This window comes from Streptomyces sp. NPDC050674 (assembly GCF_040654575.1).
GTDB lineage: Bacteria > Actinomycetota > Actinomycetes > Streptomycetales > Streptomycetaceae > Streptomyces.
The window spans coordinates 75,690-96,033 of sequence record NZ_JBFAIG010000025.1 but is presented as its reverse complement, the minus strand read 5'-3'; the positions used below and the strand labels follow the sequence as shown (position 1 = coordinate 96,033).

At 71.5% G+C, this 20,344-nt stretch carries 15 protein-coding genes; 8 read left to right on the top strand and 7 right to left on the bottom strand.

Annotated features, from left to right (window positions below; genetic code table 11):
- Positions 1-163: 163 nt before the first annotated feature.
- From AB0I06_RS31425 to AB0I06_RS31405, 5 genes are read right to left on the bottom strand one after another with little or no spacing between them, the layout of a single operon-like run.
- On the bottom strand, positions 164-1,474 hold the full coding sequence (locus tag AB0I06_RS31425; RefSeq protein ID WP_363122240.1) for a DUF58 domain-containing protein: 1,311 nt from the start codon (positions 1,472-1,474) through the stop codon (positions 164-166).
- The gene (locus AB0I06_RS31420; RefSeq protein ID WP_363122239.1) at positions 1,474-2,463 is read right to left on the bottom strand and encodes a MoxR family ATPase; all 990 of its coding nucleotides are present in this window, start codon (positions 2,461-2,463) and stop codon (positions 1,474-1,476) included. Before AB0I06_RS31420 ends, AB0I06_RS31425 begins: the two co-directional genes overlap by 1 nt.
- Positions 2,463-3,659: a DUF4350 domain-containing protein gene (locus tag AB0I06_RS31415; RefSeq protein WP_363122238.1), complete on the bottom strand. Its 1,197-nt coding sequence runs from the start codon at positions 3,657-3,659 to the stop codon at positions 2,463-2,465. The genes AB0I06_RS31420 and AB0I06_RS31415 overlap by 1 nt, the downstream gene beginning before the upstream one ends.
- Positions 3,656-4,423: a DUF4129 domain-containing protein gene (locus AB0I06_RS31410; RefSeq protein WP_363122237.1), complete on the bottom strand. Its 768-nt coding sequence runs from the start codon at positions 4,421-4,423 to the stop codon at positions 3,656-3,658. Before AB0I06_RS31410 ends, AB0I06_RS31415 begins: the two co-directional genes overlap by 4 nt.
- Positions 4,424-4,427: 4 nt before the next feature.
- On the bottom strand, positions 4,428-5,792 hold the full coding sequence (locus AB0I06_RS31405; RefSeq protein WP_363122236.1) for a hypothetical protein: 1,365 nt from the start codon (positions 5,790-5,792) through the stop codon (positions 4,428-4,430).
- Between the two features lie 140 nt (positions 5,793-5,932).
- Here AB0I06_RS31405 and mtnA point away from each other — a divergent pair, with 140 nt between their 5' ends.
- From mtnA to AB0I06_RS31370, 7 genes are all read left to right on the top strand, one after another.
- Positions 5,933-7,081, top strand: coding sequence for an S-methyl-5-thioribose-1-phosphate isomerase (gene mtnA, locus AB0I06_RS31400; protein ID WP_363122235.1), 1,149 nt, complete (start codon positions 5,933-5,935; stop codon positions 7,079-7,081).
- A 174-nt stretch (positions 7,082-7,255) separates the two neighbouring features.
- Entirely contained in the window at positions 7,256-7,945 is a 690-nt protein-coding gene (mtrA, locus tag AB0I06_RS31395) for a two-component system response regulator MtrA (protein WP_009188938.1), read from the top strand.
- 1 nt (position 7,946) lies between these two features.
- On the top strand, positions 7,947-10,145 hold the full coding sequence (gene mtrB, locus AB0I06_RS31390; protein WP_363122234.1) for an MtrAB system histidine kinase MtrB: 2,199 nt from the start codon (positions 7,947-7,949) through the stop codon (positions 10,143-10,145).
- Positions 10,135-11,964, top strand: coding sequence for an LpqB family beta-propeller domain-containing protein (locus AB0I06_RS31385; protein ID WP_363122233.1), 1,830 nt, complete (start codon positions 10,135-10,137; stop codon positions 11,962-11,964). The genes mtrB and AB0I06_RS31385 overlap by 11 nt, the downstream gene beginning before the upstream one ends.
- Before the next feature lie 481 nt (positions 11,965-12,445).
- Positions 12,446-13,369: a ComF family protein gene (locus tag AB0I06_RS31380; RefSeq protein WP_363122232.1), complete on the top strand. Its 924-nt coding sequence runs from the start codon at positions 12,446-12,448 to the stop codon at positions 13,367-13,369.
- Between the two features lie 311 nt (positions 13,370-13,680).
- A complete protein-coding gene (gene raiA, locus AB0I06_RS31375) occupies positions 13,681-14,376 on the top strand; it encodes a ribosome-associated translation inhibitor RaiA (RefSeq protein ID WP_161364089.1) in 696 nt (231 codons plus the stop codon).
- Positions 14,377-14,581: 205 nt separating this feature from the next.
- Positions 14,582-15,328 carry a response regulator transcription factor gene (locus AB0I06_RS31370; RefSeq protein ID WP_363122230.1) on the top strand — a complete coding sequence of 249 codons (747 nt, stop codon included), beginning with the start codon at positions 14,582-14,584 and terminating at the stop codon, positions 15,326-15,328.
- A gap of 35 nt (positions 15,329-15,363) precedes the next feature.
- On the opposite strand, the gene AB0I06_RS31365 is transcribed toward AB0I06_RS31370, so the two are convergent.
- Positions 15,364-16,536, bottom strand: coding sequence for a crosslink repair DNA glycosylase YcaQ family protein (locus AB0I06_RS31365; RefSeq protein WP_363122229.1), 1,173 nt, complete (start codon positions 16,534-16,536; stop codon positions 15,364-15,366).
- Between the two features lie 68 nt (positions 16,537-16,604).
- Positions 16,605-17,171, bottom strand: coding sequence for a GNAT family N-acetyltransferase (locus AB0I06_RS31360; protein WP_363122228.1), 567 nt, complete (start codon positions 17,169-17,171; stop codon positions 16,605-16,607).
- A 295-nt stretch (positions 17,172-17,466) separates the two neighbouring features.
- Here AB0I06_RS31360 and secA point away from each other — a divergent pair, with 295 nt between their 5' ends.
- Complete coding sequence (gene secA / locus AB0I06_RS31355; protein WP_363122227.1) at positions 17,467-20,313, top strand: preprotein translocase subunit SecA; 2,847 nt, start codon at positions 17,467-17,469, stop codon at positions 20,311-20,313.
- The last annotated feature ends 31 nt before the right edge of the window (positions 20,314-20,344 follow it).

Here is a 20,344-nt window from a genome sequence, read left to right as displayed (position 1 = left end):
AGCTAAGCCTTACAGCGCCGATGGTACTGCAGGGGGGACCCTGTGGGAGAGTAGGACGCCGCCGAACAATTTTTAGGGAAACCCCCGCATCTTCGGATGCGGGGGTTTTCTGCGTTTCCGGACCCTTTCCGGAAAAACTCGTTCTTCGTCGGGGTCTGTTTCGTCAGAGGCGTCCGGCCGCCTTCAAAGCCAGATACGCGTCCGCCAGTGCCGGCGCCAGATTATCCGGGGTGGCGTCGACGACCGTGACGCCGTGGCGGCGGAGCTGCTCTGCGGTGCGGTGCCGTTCCGACTGGGCGTGGGCCGCGGCGGCGGCCTCGTAGACCGCGTCGACATCCCCGCGAGCCTTGGCCATTTCGGTGATGTGCGGGTCCGCTACTGAGGCCAGCAGAACCGTGTGGCGCTGGGTGAGCTGAGGGAGGACCGGAAGCAGGCCCTCTTCGACGGGGGCGGCGTCCAGGGTCGTGAGCAGGACGATCAGGGAGCGGCGGCGCGACGTGCGCAAGGCCGTGGCCGTGAGACCCCGGGCGTTCGTTTCGACGAGTTCCGGCTCAAGCGTGGCCATCGCGTTGACCAGGGCGGGGAGGACATCGCCCGCGGTGCGGCCCTGCACGAGGGCGCGGACGTTCCGGTCGTAGGCGAGAAGGTCCACGCGGTCTCCGGCGCGGGAGGCCAGGGCGGCGAGGAGGAGTGCCGCGTCCACGGAGGCGTCGAGGCGGGGTGCGTCGCCCACGCGGCCGGCCGAGGTGCGGCCGGTGTCGAGGACCAGCAGGATGTGGCGGTCGCGCTCGGGACGCCAGGTGCGGACGGCGACCGTGGTCTGGCGTGCGGTGGCGCGCCAGTCGATGGAGCGGGTGTCGTCGCCGGGGACGTACTCACGCAGGCTGTCGAACTCCGTGCCCTCGCCGCGGGTGAGGACGCTGGTGCGGCCGTCCAGTTCGCGCAGGCGGGCCAGCTTCGAGGGGAGATGCTTGCGGCTGGTGAACGGGGGCAGCACCCGTACCGTCCAGGGGGCCTTGTGGGTGCCCTGGCGGGCGAAGAGGCCGAGCGGGCCGTACGAGCGGATGGTGACGCGGTCGGCCTGACGGTCACCTCGGCGGGTGGGGCGCAGGCGGGTCGTCACGCGGCGGCGCTCGCCCGGGGGGATCGTGATGCGGTGCCGGGATGCCGTGGTCTCCGTGCCGGGCGTCCAGGTGCTGGGGGGCCAGGCGTCGCGGATCCGGGCGCGCAGGGGGCGGCGGGACGGGTTGGTGAGGGTCAGGGTCACGTCCGCCGTGTCTCCGAGACGTACGGAGGTGTCGCCGGAGCGGGTCAGGCCCAGGCGGCTTACGGGGGCGGCCAGCGCGAAGTCGCAGGCGCACGCGGCGGCCAGGGGTGCGTTGACCGCGAGGATGCCCGTCCAGCTGGGCTCCCAGATGCCGATGGGGAGGGAGCCGAGGGCCGCGAGGAGGGCGGCGCGTCCGGTGAGTGCCATCAGCGGGGGACGGGGACGTGGGCGAGGATGGCGTTGATGACGGAGTCGGCCGTCACGCCTTCCATTTCGGCCTCCGGGCGGAGTTGTACGCGGTGGCGGAGGGTGGGGAGGGCCAATGCCTTCACGTCGTCGGGGATGACGTAGTCGCGGCCGGTGAGCCAGGCCCAGGCGCGGGCGGTGGCCAGCAGGGCCGTGGCGCCCCGGGGGGAGACGCCGAGGGTGAGGGACGGCGACTCGCGGGTGGCGCGGCAGATGTCGACGACGTAGGCGGTGATCTCCGGGGAGACCGTCGTCTTGGCGACGGCGGCGCGGGCCGCTTCCAAGTCGGCCGGGCCCGCCACGGGGCGTACGCCGGCGGCCTTGAGGTCGCGGGGGTTGAAGCCCTCGGCGTGGCGGGTGAGGACGTCGATCTCGTCCTGGCGGGAGGGGAGGGGGATGGTGAGCTTGAGGAGGAAGCGGTCCAGCTGGGCTTCCGGGAGGGGATAAGTGCCCTCGTACTCGACCGGGTTCTGGGTCGCCGCGACCAGGAACGGGTCGGGCAGGGGGCGGGGGGTGCCGTCGACGGTGACCTGGCGTTCCTCCATGGCCTCCAGGAGGGACGACTGGGTCTTGGGGGGCGTGCGGTTGATCTCGTCGGCCAGGAGGAGGTTGGTGAAGACCGGGCCGGGCTGGAAGGAGAACTCGGAGCTGCGGGTGTCGTAGACCAGGGAGCCGGTCACGTCGCTCGGCATGAGGTCGGGGGTGAACTGGACGCGCTTGGTGTCGAGTTCGAGGGCGGAGGCGAGCGCTCGGACCAGGAGGGTCTTGGCGACGCCGGGGACGCCTTCGAGGAGGACGTGGCCGCGGCAGAGCAGGGCGACGACGAGGCCGGTGACGGCGGGGTCCTGGCCGACCACGGCCTTGGCGATCTCGGCGCGCAGGGCCTCCAGGGCGTCTCGGGCGGTGCCCGGGTCCCCGGTCTGCCCGGCGTTGTCAGTGGTCGGGTCCATCATGGACGGCGTACCTCTCTTTCGAGGGCGTCGAGTCGGTCGGCGAGTGCGATGAGTGCTGCGTCGTCGCGGGGCGGTGGTCCGAAGAGGAGGGCGTGCAGGTCCTGGCCGTCGCTGTGGAGGTGGGCGGACAGGGCGGGGAGCAGGGCCTCGGGCGTGTGCGCCTGGGTGACGGGGACGCCGGTGAGGGGGGCGAGGCGGGTGCGGGTGGTGGAGCGAAGAGCGTCGGCCGCGCGGTCGCGGGCGTCGGCCTTGCGGTAGAGGCGGGCGTGCCCTTCGGTGGTCTCCGAGGCGCGGATCGCGACGGGGAGTTTTTCGGGCACGAGGGGGCCCAGTCGGCGTGCCCGCCAGAGGGCGGCCAGGGCTGCGGCGATGAAGAGTTGCAGGGTGCCCCAGAGCCAGCCCGAGGGGAGCAGGTCGAGGAAGCCGCGTTGGTCGTCGGCGCCGGTGGCCGACGTGTCGGAGAGCGAGGGGAGGTACCAGACCAGATGGGGGCGGGAGCCGAGGAGCTGAAGGGCCAGCGAGGCGTTGCCCTGCTGGTCGAGGCGGTCGTTGAGGAGGATGTCGGGCGCGCCGAGGGCGACGGTGTCGCCGTCGCCGTGTGTGTCCGGGATGCGCAGCAGGGTGGCCAGTCGCTCGCTGGGGTAGCACTTGTCGGCGCCGAGGTGGGTGGTGGTGTAGCGGAGCCCGCCGGTATCGGCGGTGCCGGCGCGCCGGGCGGCGGGCAGGGCGCAGTTGGGGGCGAGCGTCGAGTCGAGGCTGGTGGCGGGGTCGGCGGTGACGCCGGGGGCGAGCCGTTCGATGGAGGCGCTGCCGGAGGCGACCAGGACGGTGCGGCCGTCGGAGTCGGTGAACGCGTGGTGCAGCCGGGTCTGCTGACTCGGGGTCAGCAGGTCGGGGTTGGCGACCAGAAGGGTGGTGTCCGGTCCGGTCGCGGCGGCGGCTTCGTCCAGGGTGGTGACGACGCGGGTGTCGACGCCCCGGTCGGCGAGGAGTTCGGCGACGGCGCGGCTGCCGTTGGGGTCGGCGGAGCGGGGGTCGAGTTCGCCGTGCCGGGCGTCGGAGCGGATGACGGCGATGGCGACGGCTCCGGCGAGGAGCACCACGACGGCGAGCGCGATGCCGCGGGCACGGGTCCAGACCTGCCGGGCGGTCGGCGAGGCGGAGGTGGACGTGAGGGTGGCCCCGGTGGTCATTCGGCGGCTCCCTGGCGGGTGTGGGGGGCCGTGCTCGCGCTGCTCGTCGCGAGTTGGGGCTTGGTGCGTTCCAGGTCGCGGTCGAGTTCCGTGATGCGCTGGTACGTCTGCTCGGTCGCGGAGCGGCCGCCGTATGTGACGTCGTCGAAGTCGCGGGCGGCGGTGCGCAGCCGGTCGGTGTGGGCGGGCAGGGCGCGGCCGGCTTCGGCCGCGGCCTCGTCGGCGGTGCGCCCGGGGCGGGCGTCGAGGAGGGCGCGTTCCTCCAGGGCGCGGACGAGGGCCCGCATGCGTTCCTGGACGGCCTGGTTCCAGTGGCCCTGGGCGGCGTGTGCCTCGGCGTTGGCGCGGTGGTCGGCGGCGCTGCGGGGGCGGTCGTCGAACAGGGTGGCGGACGAGGTGGGTCGGCGGCGTGGGGTGCCCAGGCGCCACCACAGGGCGGCCAGGACCGCGAGGACGGCCAGGATGACGACGATCAGGCCGAGTGTGCCGCCGGGGGTGGCGGTCGAGGTGGCGTTGAAGAGCTTGCTGAGCCAGTCCCAGAAGGCGTCGAGGGCGCGCTGGAAGAGGCTGGGGTCGTCCTCGTGGTACATCCGTTTGGACAGCTCGCGCCGGGCCGCCTCGCGCGCGGGGTCGCGCGGGATGGTGAGGGGCGGATCGTCGGTGGAGCGGGCCGGCGACAGCAGGGAGGTGTCGCCGGCGCTCAGCAGCGTCCGTATGCCGGCGCGTGGCAGCGCCGTGGTGAGAAGTTCCCCCGCCCGGCTCACCGCATCAGCTCCCCGGGGTGGTGCCGGGGGCGGTGGAGCCGTAGTCCTGGACGCCTGCGGCGCGGGCCAGCTCGAGGTCGAGGGCCTCGCGGCGGATGCGCTGGTCGATGTAGAGCAGCACGGTGACGCCGGCGGTGATCGGGAACGTGATCATGGAGCCGATCACCGAGCCGATGCCGCTGATGATGAGGAACGTCCAGCCGAGGCCGCCCGCGCCGGTGTTCAGCCAGCCGGTGAGGCCGTCACCGCTGAGGGCCGCGGCGAGGAGGGTGAAGGGGATGACGATGATCGAGGCGACGATGTTCGCGATGAGCGTGGCGAGCAGCTGGATGCCGAAGATCCGCCACCAGGTGCCCTGGACCAGTTTCGCGGAGCGGACGAGGGCCTTCTTGATGCCCTGTTTCTCCAGCATGAGGGCGGGCGAGGCGAGGGAGAAGCGGATCATCAGCCACAGGGCGACGATGCCGGCGCCGATGACGCCCAGGACGGTGAGGGCGACGCCCGCTCCGCCGTTCACGGCGACGCCGACGAGGATGCCAGGCAGGGTTCCCACGGTGACGATGCCGGCGGTGATGAGCAGCAGCAGGCAGATCAGGCCGAACAGTTTGAGGACCTGAGGGCGGGCGTCCCGCCAGGCCTCGCCGATGGTCACCGGCTTGCCGAGCACGGCGCGGCTGGTGACGGTGGTGAGCAGGGCGGTCGCGATGACGGTGCCGACCAGGGAGATCACGAAGACGACGGTGGAGTTGAGCATGGCGTCGCCCATGGCGCGGCTCAGCTCGCTGAGGGTGGCGCTGGGGTCGTCGAGGGCTTCGGTGCTGGAGTCGTCCAAGACGAGGCCCTGGAACAGCACGACGATGACCTCGGTGATCACGGCCACGGTCAGCGAGATGCCCAGGACCGTGCGCCAGTAGGTGCGCATGGTGGAGACGGCGCCGTCGAGGATCTCGCCCACGCCGAGCGGGCGGAGCGGGATGACGCCGGGCTTGGCGGCGGGCGGGGGACCGCCCCAGCCGCTGCCCCAGCCGCCGTATCCGGGCCGACCTCCGGGGCCGTGTCCGCCGGGGCCTCCGGGTCCGTAACCGCCAGGGCCGCCGGGGGGCTGGTTGCCCCAGCCCGGACCGGGCGGCGGCGGGGGCGCCTGGCCGGGGACGGCCGGGCCGCTGGGGGCGGACCACTGGGCCGGTGGCGGCTGTTCCTTGGACCACTGCGGGCCGGGGCCCTGTGGGGCCGGGCCGGGCTGTGCCGGCTGGTCCGCGGGCTGTGCCGGGCCAGGGCGGTCGGTGGGCTCGGCAGGGCCGGGCTGCTCCGGCTGCTGCCCGTCGGACGGGGCGGATCCGGGCGAGGCCCAGCCCGGAGTGTCGTTCATCGTCGCTCCTTCACGGTGCCCGTCCGCGGTCGCGGCGGCAGGTTGGCAGCCATCGTGCCATGGGGTGGTCTTCGAGTGACCGGCCGCGGTGTGGGCTGCGTACCTTCAATTGTCCGCTCGATAGGGGGCAGACTGACGGCATGGCTGATCTGTACGCGCACAGCGGCGATGACAAGCGGCCGACCGAGATCCCGGCGATCCGCTGGGAAGAGCCACCGGAAGGCCCCGTTCTGGTTTTGCTGGACCAGACGAGGCTGCCGGCCGAGGAGGTCGAACTGGTCTGTACGGACGCGTCCGCGCTCGTGGAGGCGATTCGCACGCTCGCCGTGCGAGGTGCCCCTCTGCTGGGCATCGCGGGGGCGTACGGGGTCGCGCTCGCCGCCGCGCGGGGCTTCGACGTGGACGAGGCGGCGGCCGCGCTGGCGAGTGCCCGGCCGACGGCGGTGAACCTGGCGGTGGGAGTGCGCCGGGCGCAGTCGGCCCACGAGGCGGCGCTCGCCAAGGGTGGTGACGCCCGGCAGGCGGCCGCGGCGGCGCTGGCCGCGGCTCGGCAGCTGCACCGGGAGGACGCCGAGGCGAGCGGGCGGATGGCCGAGCACGGGCTGGCGCTGCTCGACGAGCTGCTGCCCGGTGGCGGGCACCGGATCCTCACCCACTGCAACACCGGTTCGCTGGTGTCCGGCGGGGAGGGGACGGCGTTCGCGGTGGCGCTCGCGGCGCACCGGACGGGACGGCTGCGCAGGCTGTGGGTGGACGAGACCCGGCCGCTGCTCCAGGGTGCCCGTCTGACGGCGTACGAGGCGGCCCGCAGCGGGATGGGGTACACGCTGCTCACCGACAACGCGGCCGGGTCGCTGTTCGCCGCGGGGGAGGTGGACGCGGTGCTCATCGGGGCGGACCGCATCACGGCGGACGGTTCGGTGGCCAACAAGGTCGGGAGTTATCCGCTGGCGGTGCTGGCGCGGTACCACCATGTGCCGTTCATCGTGGTGGCGCCGGTGACGACCGTGGACCTGGACACCGCGGAGGGCGCGTCCATCGAGGTCGAGCAGCGGCCGGGGCACGAGGTGACCGAGGTGACGGCGCCGCAGGTGCCGGTGGTCGGCGCGGAGGCGGGCGGCGGGATTCCGGTGGCGCCGCTGGGGACGCAGGCGTACAACCCGGCGTTCGACGTGACGCCGCCGGAGCTGGTGACGGCGATCGTCACGGAGGAGGGTGTTGTTTCACCTGTGACGGCCGAGGCACTCGCCGAGGTGTGTGCGCGGTCGCGGCGGGTGACGGCGGGCTGAGCCGGCGGCCGGGGAGGGTGCGCGGGGCCGGCCGGGCGTCGGCACCCTCGCCCTTCTCGCCCTGGCTGGAGATCATTCCGGGGTGGGCGAGGGCAGACAGTAGCGCTTGCTGCGACTATGGTCACTGGCGGTGACCTACCTCACCACTGCCTTCACCACTGTTATGAGAATGGGATGATGTCGTTTATGAAGGGACGAGTCCTTGTCGTCGACGACGACACCGCACTGGCCGAGATGCTCGGCATCGTGTTGCGTGGTGAGGGTTTCGAGCCGTCGTTCGTGGCCGACGGCGACAAGGCGCTGGCCGCTTTTCGCGAGGCCAAGCCCGATCTGGTTCTGCTCGACCTGATGCTGCCCGGCCGGGACGGCATCGAGGTGTGCCGCCTGATCCGGGCGGAGTCGGGCGTGCCGATCGTGATGCTGACCGCGAAGAGCGACACCGTCGATGTCGTCGTGGGCCTGGAGTCGGGCGCGGACGACTACATCGTGAAGCCGTTCAAGCCGAAGGAGCTGGTGGCCCGGATCCGGGCGCGGCTCAGGAGGTCGGAGGAGCCCGCTCCGGAGCAGCTCGCCATCGGCGATCTGGTCATCGACGTGGCCGGGCACTCCGTGAAGCGGGACGGGCAGTCCATCGCGCTGACGCCGCTGGAGTTCGATCTGCTGGTGGCGCTCGCGCGCAAGCCGTGGCAGGTGTTCACCCGTGAGGTGCTGCTGGAGCAGGTCTGGGGTTACCGGCACGCGGCGGACACGCGGCTGGTCAACGTGCATGTGCAGCGGCTGCGCTCCAAGGTCGAGAAGGACCCGGAGAAGCCGGAGATCGTGGTGACCGTCCGTGGCGTCGGATACAAGGCAGGACCGAGCTGACATGTCCGGCGACAGTGCCGCTTCGGCGCCCGGCCGGTCCGGGGCCCGCCCGGGGCGGCCTGTCGGGCGGAAGAAGTCCGGCTCCCGCTGGGGGCGGTTCCTGGAGAGCGGGTTGCTGCTCCAGGGCGGAGTTCAGGGCAGTCCGGTCATCCGCCTGTTCATGCGGTGGGTGCGCAGGCCACTGCTGCCGGTCATGCGGCTGTGGCGGCGCAACATCCAGCTCAAGGTCGTCGTCACCACGCTGCTGATGTCGCTCGGCGTGGTGCTGCTGCTGGGCTTCGTCGTCATCGGACAGGTGCGCAACGGCCTGCTGGACGCCAAGGTGAAGGCGTCGCAGAGCCAGGCCACGGGCGGTTTCGCGGTGGCCGAGCAGCGGGCCGACGAGGCGGCGAGCGGCACCGGCGCCGACATCGCCACGGCGGACGGACGGCCCACGCAGAATGTCGGCCCGTGGATGAGCGAACTCGTCTCCTCGCTGTCCAGCGGTGGCCAAGGGGCCTTCGAAGTGGTGACCCTGCCGGCCTCCGGCGCGGACGGCGCGGGCGGCCGTGGGCAGCGTGCCTCCGGCGAGGTGGACTGGAGCAGGAGCGTGCCCGCCGACCTGCGCGAGCGGATCGACAGCAGTACGACGGCCGCGCAGAGCTACACCCGCATCACCTACAACAACGCGACCAAGGACTCCCAGCCGGGCCTGGTCATCGGCAAGCAGGTCAGCGACCCCAACGGCGACCCGTACCAGCTGTACTACCTCTTCCCGCTCACCCAGGAGGAGAAGTCGCTCAGCCTGGTCAAGGGCACGCTGGCGACGGCCGGGCTGTTCGTCGTCGTGCTGCTCGGGGCCATCGCCTGGCTCGTCGTGCGGCAGGTCGTCACGCCGGTGCGGATGGCGGCGGGCATCGCCGAGCGGCTGTCGGCCGGGCGGCTCCAGGAACGTATGAAGGTCACCGGTGAGGACGACATCGCCCGGCTCGGTGAGGCCTTCAACAAGATGGCGCAGAACCTCCAGCTGAAGATCAGCCAGCTGGAGGACCTGTCGCGGATGCAGCGCAGGTTCGTGTCGGACGTGTCCCACGAGCTGCGGACGCCGCTGACGACCGTCCGGATGGCCGCCGACGTCATCCACGAGGCCCGTGTGGACTTCGACCCGGTGACCGCCCGGTCGGCGGAACTGCTCGCCGACCAGCTGGACCGCTTCGAGTCGCTGCTCGCCGACCTGCTGGAGATCAGCCGGTTCGACGCGGGCGCCGCGGCGCTGGAGGCGGAGCCGATAGACCTCAGGAACGTCGTACGGCGGGTGGTCAGCGGGGCCGAGCCGCTCGCGGAGCGCAAGGGCACGCGGATCCGGGTCCTCGGGGATCAGCAGCCCGTCGTCGCCGAGGCCGACGCCCGGCGCGTGGAGCGGGTCCTGCGCAACCTCGTCGTCAACGCCGTCGAGCACGGCGAGGGCAGGGATGTCGTCGTCAAGCTCGCGGCGGCCGGTGGTGCCGTCGCCGTGGCGGTGCGGGACTACGGGGTCGGACTCAAGCCGGGCGAGGCGACCCGGGTGTTCAGCCGCTTCTGGCGGGCCGACCCGGCCCGCGCGCGGACCACGGGTGGTACGGGTCTGGGGCTTTCGATCGCCCTGGAGGACGCGCGGCTGCACGGTGGCTGGCTGCAGGCGTGGGGGGAGCCGGGTGGCGGTTCGCAGTTCCGGCTGACGCTGCCCAGGACGGCCGACGAGCCGCTGCGGGGCTCCCCGATACCGCTGGAGCCCAAGGACTCGCGGCGCAACCGGGGTCTCGACGACGCCGGCCTGCCGTGCGGCGGTGGGGACGGCGAGAAGCGGGCGACTGTGCCGGCGCAGCCGGTGAGCGGTTCGGTGCCGCAGGGCGCGAAGCGGGACCCGATACCGCCGCGCGTCTCCCCGACGGCGGATCCGACGGCCCTGCCCGGCAACGGCTCGCGCGTGGTGCCCAGGCCGGCGTCGGGCGCACGGCGGCAGGACGAACCGGCGGGGGCGGAGCAGTCCGTCTCCGGCCGGAGCGCGGGCGGCCCGGAGGGGGTCGCGCGCTACGAGGACACCGGCGGCCGGGCCGGAACCGGCCGGGAAACGGCCGTGAACGGGCCGCGTGACGCGGAGGACCGCTCAGCGGGGCCGGGCGGCCGGGAGACCGGGCGCGGGGACGTGGACAGGCAGGGGGAGGCATCTCGTGGGCGCTGACCGCGAAGGGCGTGGCCGGCGCAGGCACGCGCGCGTGATGGTGTACGCCGCCGGAGGTGTTCTGGTGCTGGCCGGATGTGCCTCGATGCCGGACAGCGGGGATCTGCGGGGCGTGGAGTCCACTCCGCGCCAGGAGACGCAGGTGCGGGTGTTCGCCGTGCAGCCGGGGGAGAACGCGCCGCCCTCGGAGATCGTGCAGGGCTTCCTGGAGGCGCTCACCAGTGACGATCCGCACTACAAGACGGCGCGCCAGTACCTGACCCGTGAGGCCGCGAAGACCTGGCGGCCCGAGGCGTCCGCCACGGTGCTGGCGGACGGGCCGGGCGCCAAGCCCGAGCCGGGTCGTGGCGCGGAGGACCGCGGCGAGATCACGTACATGCTGACCGGCACCAAGGTCGCCACCGTCGACGCGCAGCAGGCGTACGCGCCCGCGACCGGGGCGTACGGCCGCAGTGTGCACCTGACGCAGGACGACAAACGGCAGTGGCGCATCGACGCGCTGCCGCAGGGCGTCGTGATGGGTGAGTCGGACTTCCAGCGCAACTACATGTCCGTCAGCAAGTACTACTTCGCTTCGAACACCGACGCGGCCGGGTCGAAGTCGCAGCCCACGGCGGTCGCCGACCCCGTCTATGTGCGCCGGCGCGTGGAGCCCATGACGCAGATGGTGAACTCCCTGCTCGAGGGGCCCTCGCGCTGGCTGGGGCCCGTGGTCAGGTCGGGGTTCCCCACCGGTACGGCGCTGGCGAAGGACGCCGGCTCGCTGACACCCGACGACCGCAACAAGCTGACGGTCCCGCTCAACGACAAGGCCGCGGGCATCGGCACCAACCGGTGCGAGGAGATGGCCGCCCAGTTGCTCTTCACGCTGCGCAACCTCAGCCCGGCGGTGGACGAGGTCGAGCTGCGGGCCGGCGGGGCGCAGCTGTGCTCGCTCACGCAGGGAGGGGCCGACGCGGCGGCCTCCCGGAGCTCGGCGCGGCACCCCGACTACCTGTACTTCCTCGACGGCAAGCACCGGCTGGTCCGGATCGCCGCAGGCAACAGCGACACCGACCCGGACCCGGCGCCCGGTGCGCTCGGCGACGGCGACACGGCGCTGCGGTCGGTGGCGGTCTCGCGTGACGAGCACACCGCCGCCGGTGTCGGTCTCGATGGCAGGTCGCTGTACGTGGGGTCGCTGGTCTCGGGCGGATCGCTCGGCGAGCCCGTACTGCGCAGCCAGGGCCGGGCCGAGAAGGACCGGCTGACGACGCCCAGCTGGGACGCGGACGACGGTCTGTGGGTGGCCGACCGCGACCCCGACCGTCCGCGGCTGCTCCTCCTCGAGGAGGGCAAGGGCGACCCGGTGGAGGTGCGCATGCCGCACCTGGACGGCCGGATCCAGTCCGTGCGCGTGGCCGCCGACGGGGTGCGGATCGCGCTCGTCGTGGAGAAGGGCGGCAAGAAGACCCTGCTCATCGGGCTGATCGAGCGGGAGGAGAAGCGGGGCGGGGGCGAGACCGTCAGGGTGGTCGAACTGCGTTCCGCGACACCGGGGTTGGAGGAGGTCACGGCCATGTCGTGGGCCGGTGACAGCCGGCTCGTGGTGGTCGGGCGCGAGCACGGCGGCGTCGAGCAGATGCGGTACGTCCAGGTCGACGGCTCCACGCCGGACGTACCGGCGCCGGCGGCCCTGACCGGCGTCAAGGACGTCACGGCCGCCGAGGACGACCGGCTGCCGCTGGTGGCGTACTCGGTGGACGGCATCGTCCGGCTGCCCTCGGGCGAGCAGTGGCAGAAGGTGACGGAGGGGACGGCACCGGTCTATCCGGGGTGAGGCGTGCGCGCCCGGTGGCGGATGCCGCCGGGGCGTGCTGTGTGGGGGCGGCCGGCGCGTTGGCGGTGTGCCGGTCCCTCCGGTCGTGTGCGCCTGCCCCTCCGCGTACGCGACCGTCTCACGGCCGCTTCTGCCGGGGAAACCCGGGAGGGGCGGCCGTCGGCGTTCCCGCCGGTGTTCCCTCCGGTGCTGCGGGGGTGCCACCCGTGCCGGCCCGTGCCGACCGGGCTCGTGCCGACCAGGCCCGTGCAGGGCCGGGCTCGTGCCGGCCGACCGGACCCGTGCAGGGGCGGCGCATGACGACGTGCAGGCCGTACGGGCCGGATGCCGGGGCGTGTGACGGGCCTGGGCCCGTCGGGGCGAGGCTCTCGTACGGGCTTCGCTCGTGTGGGGGACGAGCAGGTTGTGGCCGGGTGGGTTGTCCACAGGGGGTTGTCCACAGGGGTGGCCGGGCCGGGCCCGAGTCGGCACAGTGGTGGTCATGCGGGGGTGGTGGCAGGACCTCACCGACCTGGTGCTGCCGGGTGAGTGCGGGGGTTGTGGTGAGCCTCGTACGGTGCTGTGCGCGAGGTGCCGTGCGGTGCTGAGCGGAGCGGCGGCGCGCCGGGTGCGGCCGGTGCCCGAGCCGCCTGGGCTGCCCGTGGTGCACGCGGCGGCCCGGTACGCGGACGAGGTCAGGGCGACGCTGCTGGCTCACAAGGAGCGTGGTGCCCTGGCGCTGGCCGGACCGCTCGGGGCGGCCCTGGCCGGGGCCGTGCGGGCGGGGCTCCGGGGCACCCCGGATCCGGCTGCGGCCGGTCCGGCGTGGCCTTGGGGCGGCCGGGTGCCGCTGCTGCTCGTGCCCGTGCCGTCCGGGCGGCGGGCCGTGCGGGCCCGGGGGCACGATCCGGCGCGACGGATCGCGCTCGCGGCGGCGGTGGAGTTGCGGCGCAGGGGGGTTCCGGCCCGGGTGCTCGGTGTGCTGCGGCAGCGGCGGGCCGTGGCCGACCAGTCGGGGCTCAACTCCCGGCAGCGGTCGGACAATCTCGCCGGAGCGCTTGCGGTGGTTCCGGGAGGGGCCCGGCTGCTCGGCGGGGGACCGGTCGTCCTCGTCGACGACGTGATGACCACCGGGGCCTCCCTGGCGGAGGCCGCGCGAGCCGTACGGGCGGTGTCGTACATGTATGCGACCCCCTGCGGGGGGACGGGGCTGATTTCAAACGCCGCGTGCACTTCGGCCGTGTACGGGGGTGAGACGTGGGAAAGCAGAGAGGAACAGAACATCGGATCAAGGCGAGAGAGGACGGGCCGTCGGCCCGCCCGGCAGGGGCACGCGGGCGCAGGTGACGCCGGCGCAGTCGTCGACGTGCTGTGCGCGGCGGTCGTCGCGGCATCACCGGACTCTTTTGAAATAAACCGGAACTGACTGAGATCTTGTGTCGTTGCAGGTAACGAGAGGGCCTATTCACCTGAACGGAGGTACGCCGCAGTAGAGGGTGACGACATCCGTCCGGGCGAGATATGTTCGGTTGAGAGGGAAAGCCGCAGGCCACACCTCTCAAATCCGAATGCCGTGCTGCGGGTTTTTCTTCATCACCCGCGCCGGTGGAGTGGAGATCTCGCTCTCGGGGGAGGAGGTGGAAGTCACCGAGTCCGAGGTTCCGGGACTCACCGGAGCCTGGTGCAAAAGGGAGACGCTCCGCGGCGAAGCGGAGCGATCCGGGAACGGAGTTCTGCGTGGACATCGTCGTCAAGGGCCGCAAGACCGAGGTGCCCGAGCGGTTCCGGAAGCACGTGGCCGAGAAGCTGAAGCTGGAGAAGATCCAGAAGCTCGATGGCAAGGTGATCAGCCTCGACGTCGAGGTGTCCAAGGAGCCCAATCCCCGGCAGGCCGACCGTTGTGACCGAGTGGAGATCACGCTCCGCTCCCGCGGCCCGGTGATCCGGGCGGAGGCAGCGGCGAGCGATCCGTACGCGGCGCTCGACCTGGCGGCGGAAAAGCTGGAAGCCCGGCTGCGCAGGCAGCATGACAAGCGGTACTCGCGCCGTGGTGCGCGCCGCATCCCGGCCGCCGAGGTCGCCGATCATGTCCCGGGCGTGGCGACGCTCAACGGAAACGGCCTGGTGACGGCCTCCGAGGAAGAGCCCGAGGCCGTACCGACGAAGAAGATCGGCTCGCTGGAAGTGCAGGGTGACGGCCCCATCGTCGTCCGCGAGAAGACCCACGTGGCAGCGCCCATGACCCTCGACCAGGCTCTCTACGAGATGGAGCTGGTCGGGCACGACTTCTACCTGTTCGTCGACTCCGAGACGAAGGAACCGAGTGTCGTCTACCGACGGCACGCCTACGACTACGGCGTGATCCACCTCAGCACGGACACGATGGTCACCCAGGCGCACTCCCCCGACGCGGGCGGTGCGCTCGGCGGCTGACCGCGCCGGGTGACAGTGGAACAGGTGCCCCTGGAGCGCGTGTGCGCCCCCAGGGGCACCCCCGTGCGACCACTTCGCGCCCCGCTCCGGCACCCCGGTGCCGTCCGGGCATGAAATCATGGTGGCCACGGCCCAACCGGTGGGTCGTTGCTCTGGGTTGGCGATGGCTCAGGACCTCAGGCCACAGCCTTCAGGGGGAGGAACGATGGCGGACAGCTTCGGACCGATGCGTGGTGAGGACGCCGGCGACGGCGTCGTCGCCATGGGCCCGGACTCGGGGACTCCACGCAAGGAACCGATCAGAGTCCTCGTGGTGGACGACCACGCCCTGTTCCGTCGTGGTCTGGAGATCGTGCTCGCGGCCGAGGAGGACATCCAGGTCGTGGGGGAGGCGGGCGACGGCGCCGAGGCCGTCGAGAAGGCCGCCGACCTGCTGCCCGACATCATCCTGATGGACGTGCGGATGCCCAAGCGGGGCGGTATCGAGGCGTGCACCTCCATCAAGGAGGTGGCACCCAGCGCCAAGATCATCATGCTGACGATCAGCGATGAGGAAGCCGATCTCTACGACGCCATCAAGGCGGGCGCGACCGGCTATCTCCTCAAGGAGATCTCCACGGACGAGGTGGCCACCGCCATTCGCGCGGTGGCCGACGGCCAGTCGCAGATCAGCCCGTCCATGGCGTCGAAACTCCTCACCGAGTTCAAGTCGATGATCCAGCGCACCGACGAACGACGGCTGGTGCCCGCGCCGCGCCTGACCGACCGGGAACTCGAAGTCCTCAAGCTCGTCGCCACGGGAATGAACAACCGCGACATCGCCAAGGAGTTGTTCATCTCCGAGAACACCGTGAAGAACCACGTCCGCAACATCCTGGAGAAGCTCCAGCTGCACTCCAGGATGGAAGCGGTGGTGTACGCGATGCGGGAGAAGATCCTCGAGATCCGCTAGGTCCGACGGGTCCCCCGGGCCGGCCGAGTCCGCCCTCAGCTGAGCAGGCCGGCCAGTTCCTTGGCCAGGGGCTCGCGCAGGTCGGGCACGTCGACCCGCTCCACGCGGACGTCTGTGCAGTCCACCCAGGTCGCCGCCTCGGCCAGGGCCTGGGCGACGGCCGGGACCGCCTTCGGGCCGTCGAGCGTGACCTGCTTGGCCACCAGAGTGCGGCCCTCCCGGGCCGGGTCGACGCGGCCGACGAGACGGCCGCCGGCCAGCACCGGCATCGCGAAGTAGCCGTGGATGCGCTTCTGCTTGGGGACGTAGGCCTCCAGGCGGTGCGTGAAGCCGAAGATCCGCTCCGTGCGCGCCCGTTCCCAGATGAGGGAGTCGAAGGGCGACAGCAGTGTGGTGCGGTGGCGGCCGCGCGGGGGCGTCTCCAGAGCCGCGGGGTCGGCCCACGCCGGCTTGCCCCAGCCCTCGACCGAGACCGGCACCAGGCCCGAGTCGGCGATCACCGCGTCGAACTGCTCTCCCTTGAGGCGGTGGTAGTCGGCGATGTCCGCGCGGGTGCCGACCCCCAGCGACCGGCCCGCCAGGGCGACCAGGCGGCGCAGGCACTCGGTGTCGTCCAGCTCGTCGTGCAGGTGCTGCTCCGGGATGGCCCGCTCGGCGAGGTCGTAGACCCGCTTCCAGCCGCGGCGCTCGACGCACACCACCTCGCCGTACATCAGGGCGCGTTCGACGGCGACCTTGGTGCCGGACCAGTCCCACCAGTCGTTCGTCTTCTTCGCGCCGCCCAACTCCGTGGCCGTCAGGGGGCCTTCGGAGCGGAGCTGCTTGATGACCTGGTCGTAGACGCCGTCCGGGAGCTCGTGGTTCCAGTGCGGGCGGTTGCGGTAGGCACGGCGGCGGAAGGCGAAGTGGGGCCACTCCTCGATGGGGAGGATGCACGCGGCGTGGGACCAGTACTCGAAGGAGTGGGTGTCCCGCCAGTAGGCGTCCTCGACCGTCTTCCGGCCCACCGCGCCCAGGCGGGCGTACGGCACGAGCTCATGGGAGCGGGCCAGGACCGAGATGGTGTCGAGCTGTATCGCGCCCAGATGACGGAGAACGCCGCGGACGCCGGAACGACGGTCGGGAGCGCCGAGGAAGCCCTGCGCGCGAAGCGCGATGCGGCGGGCCTCGTCTGCGGAGAGGTCTGCTGTGGGGCGCGGGGTGGTCATGGTCGCAGACTAGGGGGTGGGACTGACAACACGGAGAGGCCTGTGGATTCACCGGCCGGGCCGAGCCGTCAGCGGGCCGGCAGGTACGGGGCCGTCGACGGAAGGCCCAGGTCCGAGGGGAGCAGGGAGCCCACCCAGGTGTCGCGGCGCACTCCCTTGTTGTTCGTCGCGGAGCGCAGCGTGCCCTCGATCGTGAAGCCCGCTCGTTCCGCCACCGCGCGGGACGCGCGGTTGCCCACCTCCGCGCGCCATTCGACGCGGTCGAGTGCGGCACGGGTGAACGACCAGCGGCAGACGGTCAGGGCGGCCTCGGTGATGTAGCCGTTGGCGCGGTGCCGGTGCGCGGCCCAGAAGCCGATCTCGCCCATGCCCGGGGAGCGCATCGTGATCCCGAGCATCCCCGCCAGTTCTCCGGAGTGCGGGAAGACACCGAAGGTGAACATGGAGCCGTCCGCCCAGCCGTCCGGGACCAGGCGCTCCGTGAAGTTCTCGGCGTGCTCGCGCAGGTAGGGCGAGGGGATCGTGGTCCAGCGCTGGATGTCGGGGTCCTGGCAGGCCTCGTACACGGCGTCGGTGTCCTGGGGGCCCACCGTGCGCAGCAGCAGGCGGTCCGTGGTGAGGGTGACGGGGTCCATCGGCCGATTGTGCGCGCAGGCCGGTCTTCATGTCATCGGTGTGCGGCGAGTGACCCGTGCGGTGGGTGAGGAGGTCATCACGCTTCGTGCAATCGGGCCGAGAGGTGCGGCACCATCCGAGGGGGCCGGACGTTGTCCCTGTGAAGCAGACGTGAATCAGAATGGAAGCAACGGACGGTCGCCGTCACGGCAGGCCCTCCCGGCGCGGTGGGGTCCTCGCATACGATGGCCGTTGCTCAGTAAGTCAAGTGGTAACCGACCGTCCCAGGCCCGACCGGCAAGGAGACCAACCCCCGTGTCCGTCCTCTCGAAGATCATGCGTGCAGGCGAAGGCAAGATCCTGCGCAAGCTGCACCGCATCGCGGACCAGGTCAACTCCATCGAAGAGGACTTCGTCGACCTCTCCGACGCCGAGCTGCGCGCCCTCACCGATGAGTACAAGCAGCGCTACGCCGACGGCGAGACCCTGGACGACCTGCTGCCCGAGGCCTTCGCCACCGTCCGCGAGGCCGCCAAGCGCGTCCTCGGCCAGCGTCACTACGACGTGCAGATGATGGGTGGCGCGGCCCTGCACATGGGGTACGTCGCCGAGATGAAGACCGGTGAGGGCAAGACCCTCGTCGGCACGCTGCCGGCGTACCTCAACGCGCTGTCCGGCAAGGGCGTCCACATCATCACGGTCAACGACTACCTGGCCGAGCGTGACTCCGAGATGATGGGCCGCGTCCACCGGTTCCTGGGGCTGGAGGTCGGCTGCATCCTCGCCAACATGACGCCGGCTCAGCGCCGCCAGCAGTACGCCTGCGACATCACGTACGGCACGAACAACGAGTTCGGCTTCGACTACCTCCGCGACAACATGGCGTGGTCCCAGGACGAGCTCGTCCAGCGCGGCCACAACTTCGCCATCGTCGACGAGGTCGACTCCATCCTCATCGACGAGGCCCGTACGCCGCTGATCATCTCCGGCCCGGCCGACCAGGCCACAAAGTGGTACGGGGACTTCGCCAAGCTGGTGAAGCGCCTCAAGCGCGGCGAGGCCGGCCAGCCGCTCAAGGGCATCGAGGAGACCGGCGACTACGACGTCGACGAGAAGAAGCGCACGGTCGCCATCCACGAGTCGGGTGTCGCCAAGGTCGAGGACTGGCTGGGCATCGACAACCTCTACGAGTCGGTGAACACCCCGCTGGTGGGCTACCTGAACAACGCCATCAAGGCCAAGGAGCTCTTCAAGAAGGACAAGGACTACGTCATCATCGACGACGAGGTCATGATCGTCGACGAGCACACCGGACGTATCCTCGCGGGCCGCCGTTACAACGAGGGCATGCACCAGGCGATCGAGGCCAAGGAAGCGGTGCCGATCAAGGACGAGAACCAGACGCTCGCCACGATCACCCTGCAGAACTTCTTCCGCCTCTACAAGCGCCACGACCACAGCGGCAAGGAACAGCCCGGTCTGTGCGGCATGACCGGTACGGCCATGACCGAGGCCGCCGAGTTCCACCAGATCTACAAGCTCGGCGTGGTGCCGATCCCGACCAACCGGCCGATGGTCCGCAAGGACCAGTCGGACCTGATCTACCGGACCGAGGTCGCCAAGTTCGAGGCGGTCGTCGACGACATCGAGGAGAAGCACCGCAAGGGCCAGCCGATCCTCGTCGGCACCACCTCCGTCGAGAAGTCCGAGTACCTCTCGCAGCAGCTCAGCAAGCGCGGCATCCAGCACGAGGTGCTCAACGCCAAGCAGCACGACCGGGAGGCGACGATCGTCGCCCAGGCCGGCCGCAAGGGCTCGGTCACGGTGGCCACGAACATGGCCGGCCGTGGTACGGACATCAAGCTCGGCGGCAACCCCGAGGACCTCGCCGAGGCGGAGCTGCGCCAGCGCGGTCTCGACCCCGAGGAGCACATCGAGGAGTGGGCGCAGGCCCTGCCGGAGGCGCTCGAGCGGGCCGAGAAGGCCGTCAAGGCGGAGAAGGAAGAGGTCGAGAGGCTCGGCGGCCTCTACGTGCTCGGCACCGAGCGGCACGAGTCGCGGCGCATCGACAACCAGCTGCGCGGTCGTTCCGGCCGTCAGGGCGACCCGGGCGAGTCCCGCTTCTACCTCTCCCTCGGCGACGACCTGATGCGGCTGTTCAAGGCGCAGATGGTCGAGCGTGTGATGTCGATGGCGAACGTCCCGGACGACGTGCCGATCGAGAACAAGATGGTCACGCGCGCGATCGCCTCCGCCCAGTCGCAGGTCGAGCAGCAGAACTTCGAGACCCGCAAGAACGTCCTGAAGTACGACGAGGTCCTCAACCGTCAGCGCGAGGTCATCTACGGCGAGCGGCGCCGCGTCCTGGAGGGCGAGGACCTGCACGAGCAGATCCAGCACTTCATGGACGACACCATCGACGCCTACGTCCAGGCCGAGACCGCCGAGGGCTTCCCGGAGGACTGGGACCTCGACCGGCTGTGGGGCGCGTTCAAGCAGCTCTACCCGTGCAATGTCACGGTCGAGGAGCTGGAGGAGGCGGCCGGCGACCGCGCCGGACTGACCGCCGAGTTCATCGGCGACTCCATCAAGGACGACATCCACGAGCAGTACCAGGCGCGTGAGGCGCAGCTCGGCTCCGAGATCATGCGTGAGCTGGAGCGCCGGGTCGTGCTGTCGGTCCTCGACCGCAAGTGGCGTGAGCACCTCTACGAGATGGACTACCTCCAGGAGGGCATCGGCCTGCGCGCCATGGCGCAGAAGGACCCGCTGGTCGAGTACCAGCGCGAGGGCTTCGACATGTTCACCGCCATGATGGAGGGCATCAAGGAGGAGTCCGTCGGTTACCTGTTCAACCTGGAGGTCCAGGTCGAACAGCAGGTCGAGGAGGTCCCGGTCGAGGACACCAAGCCGGTGGCCGACCTGGAGAAGCACGACGCGGTGCCGGCGCAGGCGGGCTCCCGCCCGGAGATCCGTGCCAAGGGCCTCGACGTGCCGCAGCGGCGCAACCTCCACTTCTCCGCGCCGACGGTCGACGGCGAGGGCGGCACCATCGAGGGCGACTTCACCGAGGACGGCGAGCCGGTGCGTTCCGAGGCCGACGGCCTGACGCGTGCGGAGCGTCGCAAGCAGGCGCGCAGCCGCGGGCGCCGCAAGAAGTGACGCCTGCCGCGTAGCGATGTGAGGGGCCGGA

Bases quoted from the DNA above. Each gene is read 5' to 3' on its own strand.
- AB0I06_RS31425 (WP_363122240.1), bottom strand. From the start codon at position 1,474: ATGGCACTCACCGGACGCGCCGCCCTCCTCGCGGCCCTCGGCTCCCTC.
- AB0I06_RS31420 (WP_363122239.1), bottom strand. From the start codon at position 2,463: ATGGACCCGACCACTGACAACGCCGGGCAGACCGGGGACCCGGGCACC.
- AB0I06_RS31415 (WP_363122238.1), bottom strand. From the start codon at position 3,659: ATGACCACCGGGGCCACCCTCACGTCCACCTCCGCCTCGCCGACCGCC.
- AB0I06_RS31405 (WP_363122236.1), bottom strand. From the start codon at position 5,792: ATGAACGACACTCCGGGCTGGGCCTCGCCCGGATCCGCCCCGTCCGAC.
- mtnA (WP_363122235.1), top strand. From the start codon at position 5,933: ATGGCTGATCTGTACGCGCACAGCGGCGATGACAAGCGGCCGACCGAG.
- mtrA (WP_009188938.1), top strand. From the start codon at position 7,256: ATGATGTCGTTTATGAAGGGACGAGTCCTTGTCGTCGACGACGACACC.
- mtrB (WP_363122234.1), top strand. From the start codon at position 7,947: ATGTCCGGCGACAGTGCCGCTTCGGCGCCCGGCCGGTCCGGGGCCCGC.
- AB0I06_RS31380 (WP_363122232.1), top strand. From the start codon at position 12,446: ATGCGGGGGTGGTGGCAGGACCTCACCGACCTGGTGCTGCCGGGTGAG.
- AB0I06_RS31370 (WP_363122230.1), top strand. From the start codon at position 14,582: ATGGCGGACAGCTTCGGACCGATGCGTGGTGAGGACGCCGGCGACGGC.
- AB0I06_RS31365 (WP_363122229.1), bottom strand. From the start codon at position 16,536: ATGACCACCCCGCGCCCCACAGCAGACCTCTCCGCAGACGAGGCCCGC.
- AB0I06_RS31360 (WP_363122228.1), bottom strand. From the start codon at position 17,171: ATGGACCCCGTCACCCTCACCACGGACCGCCTGCTGCTGCGCACGGTG.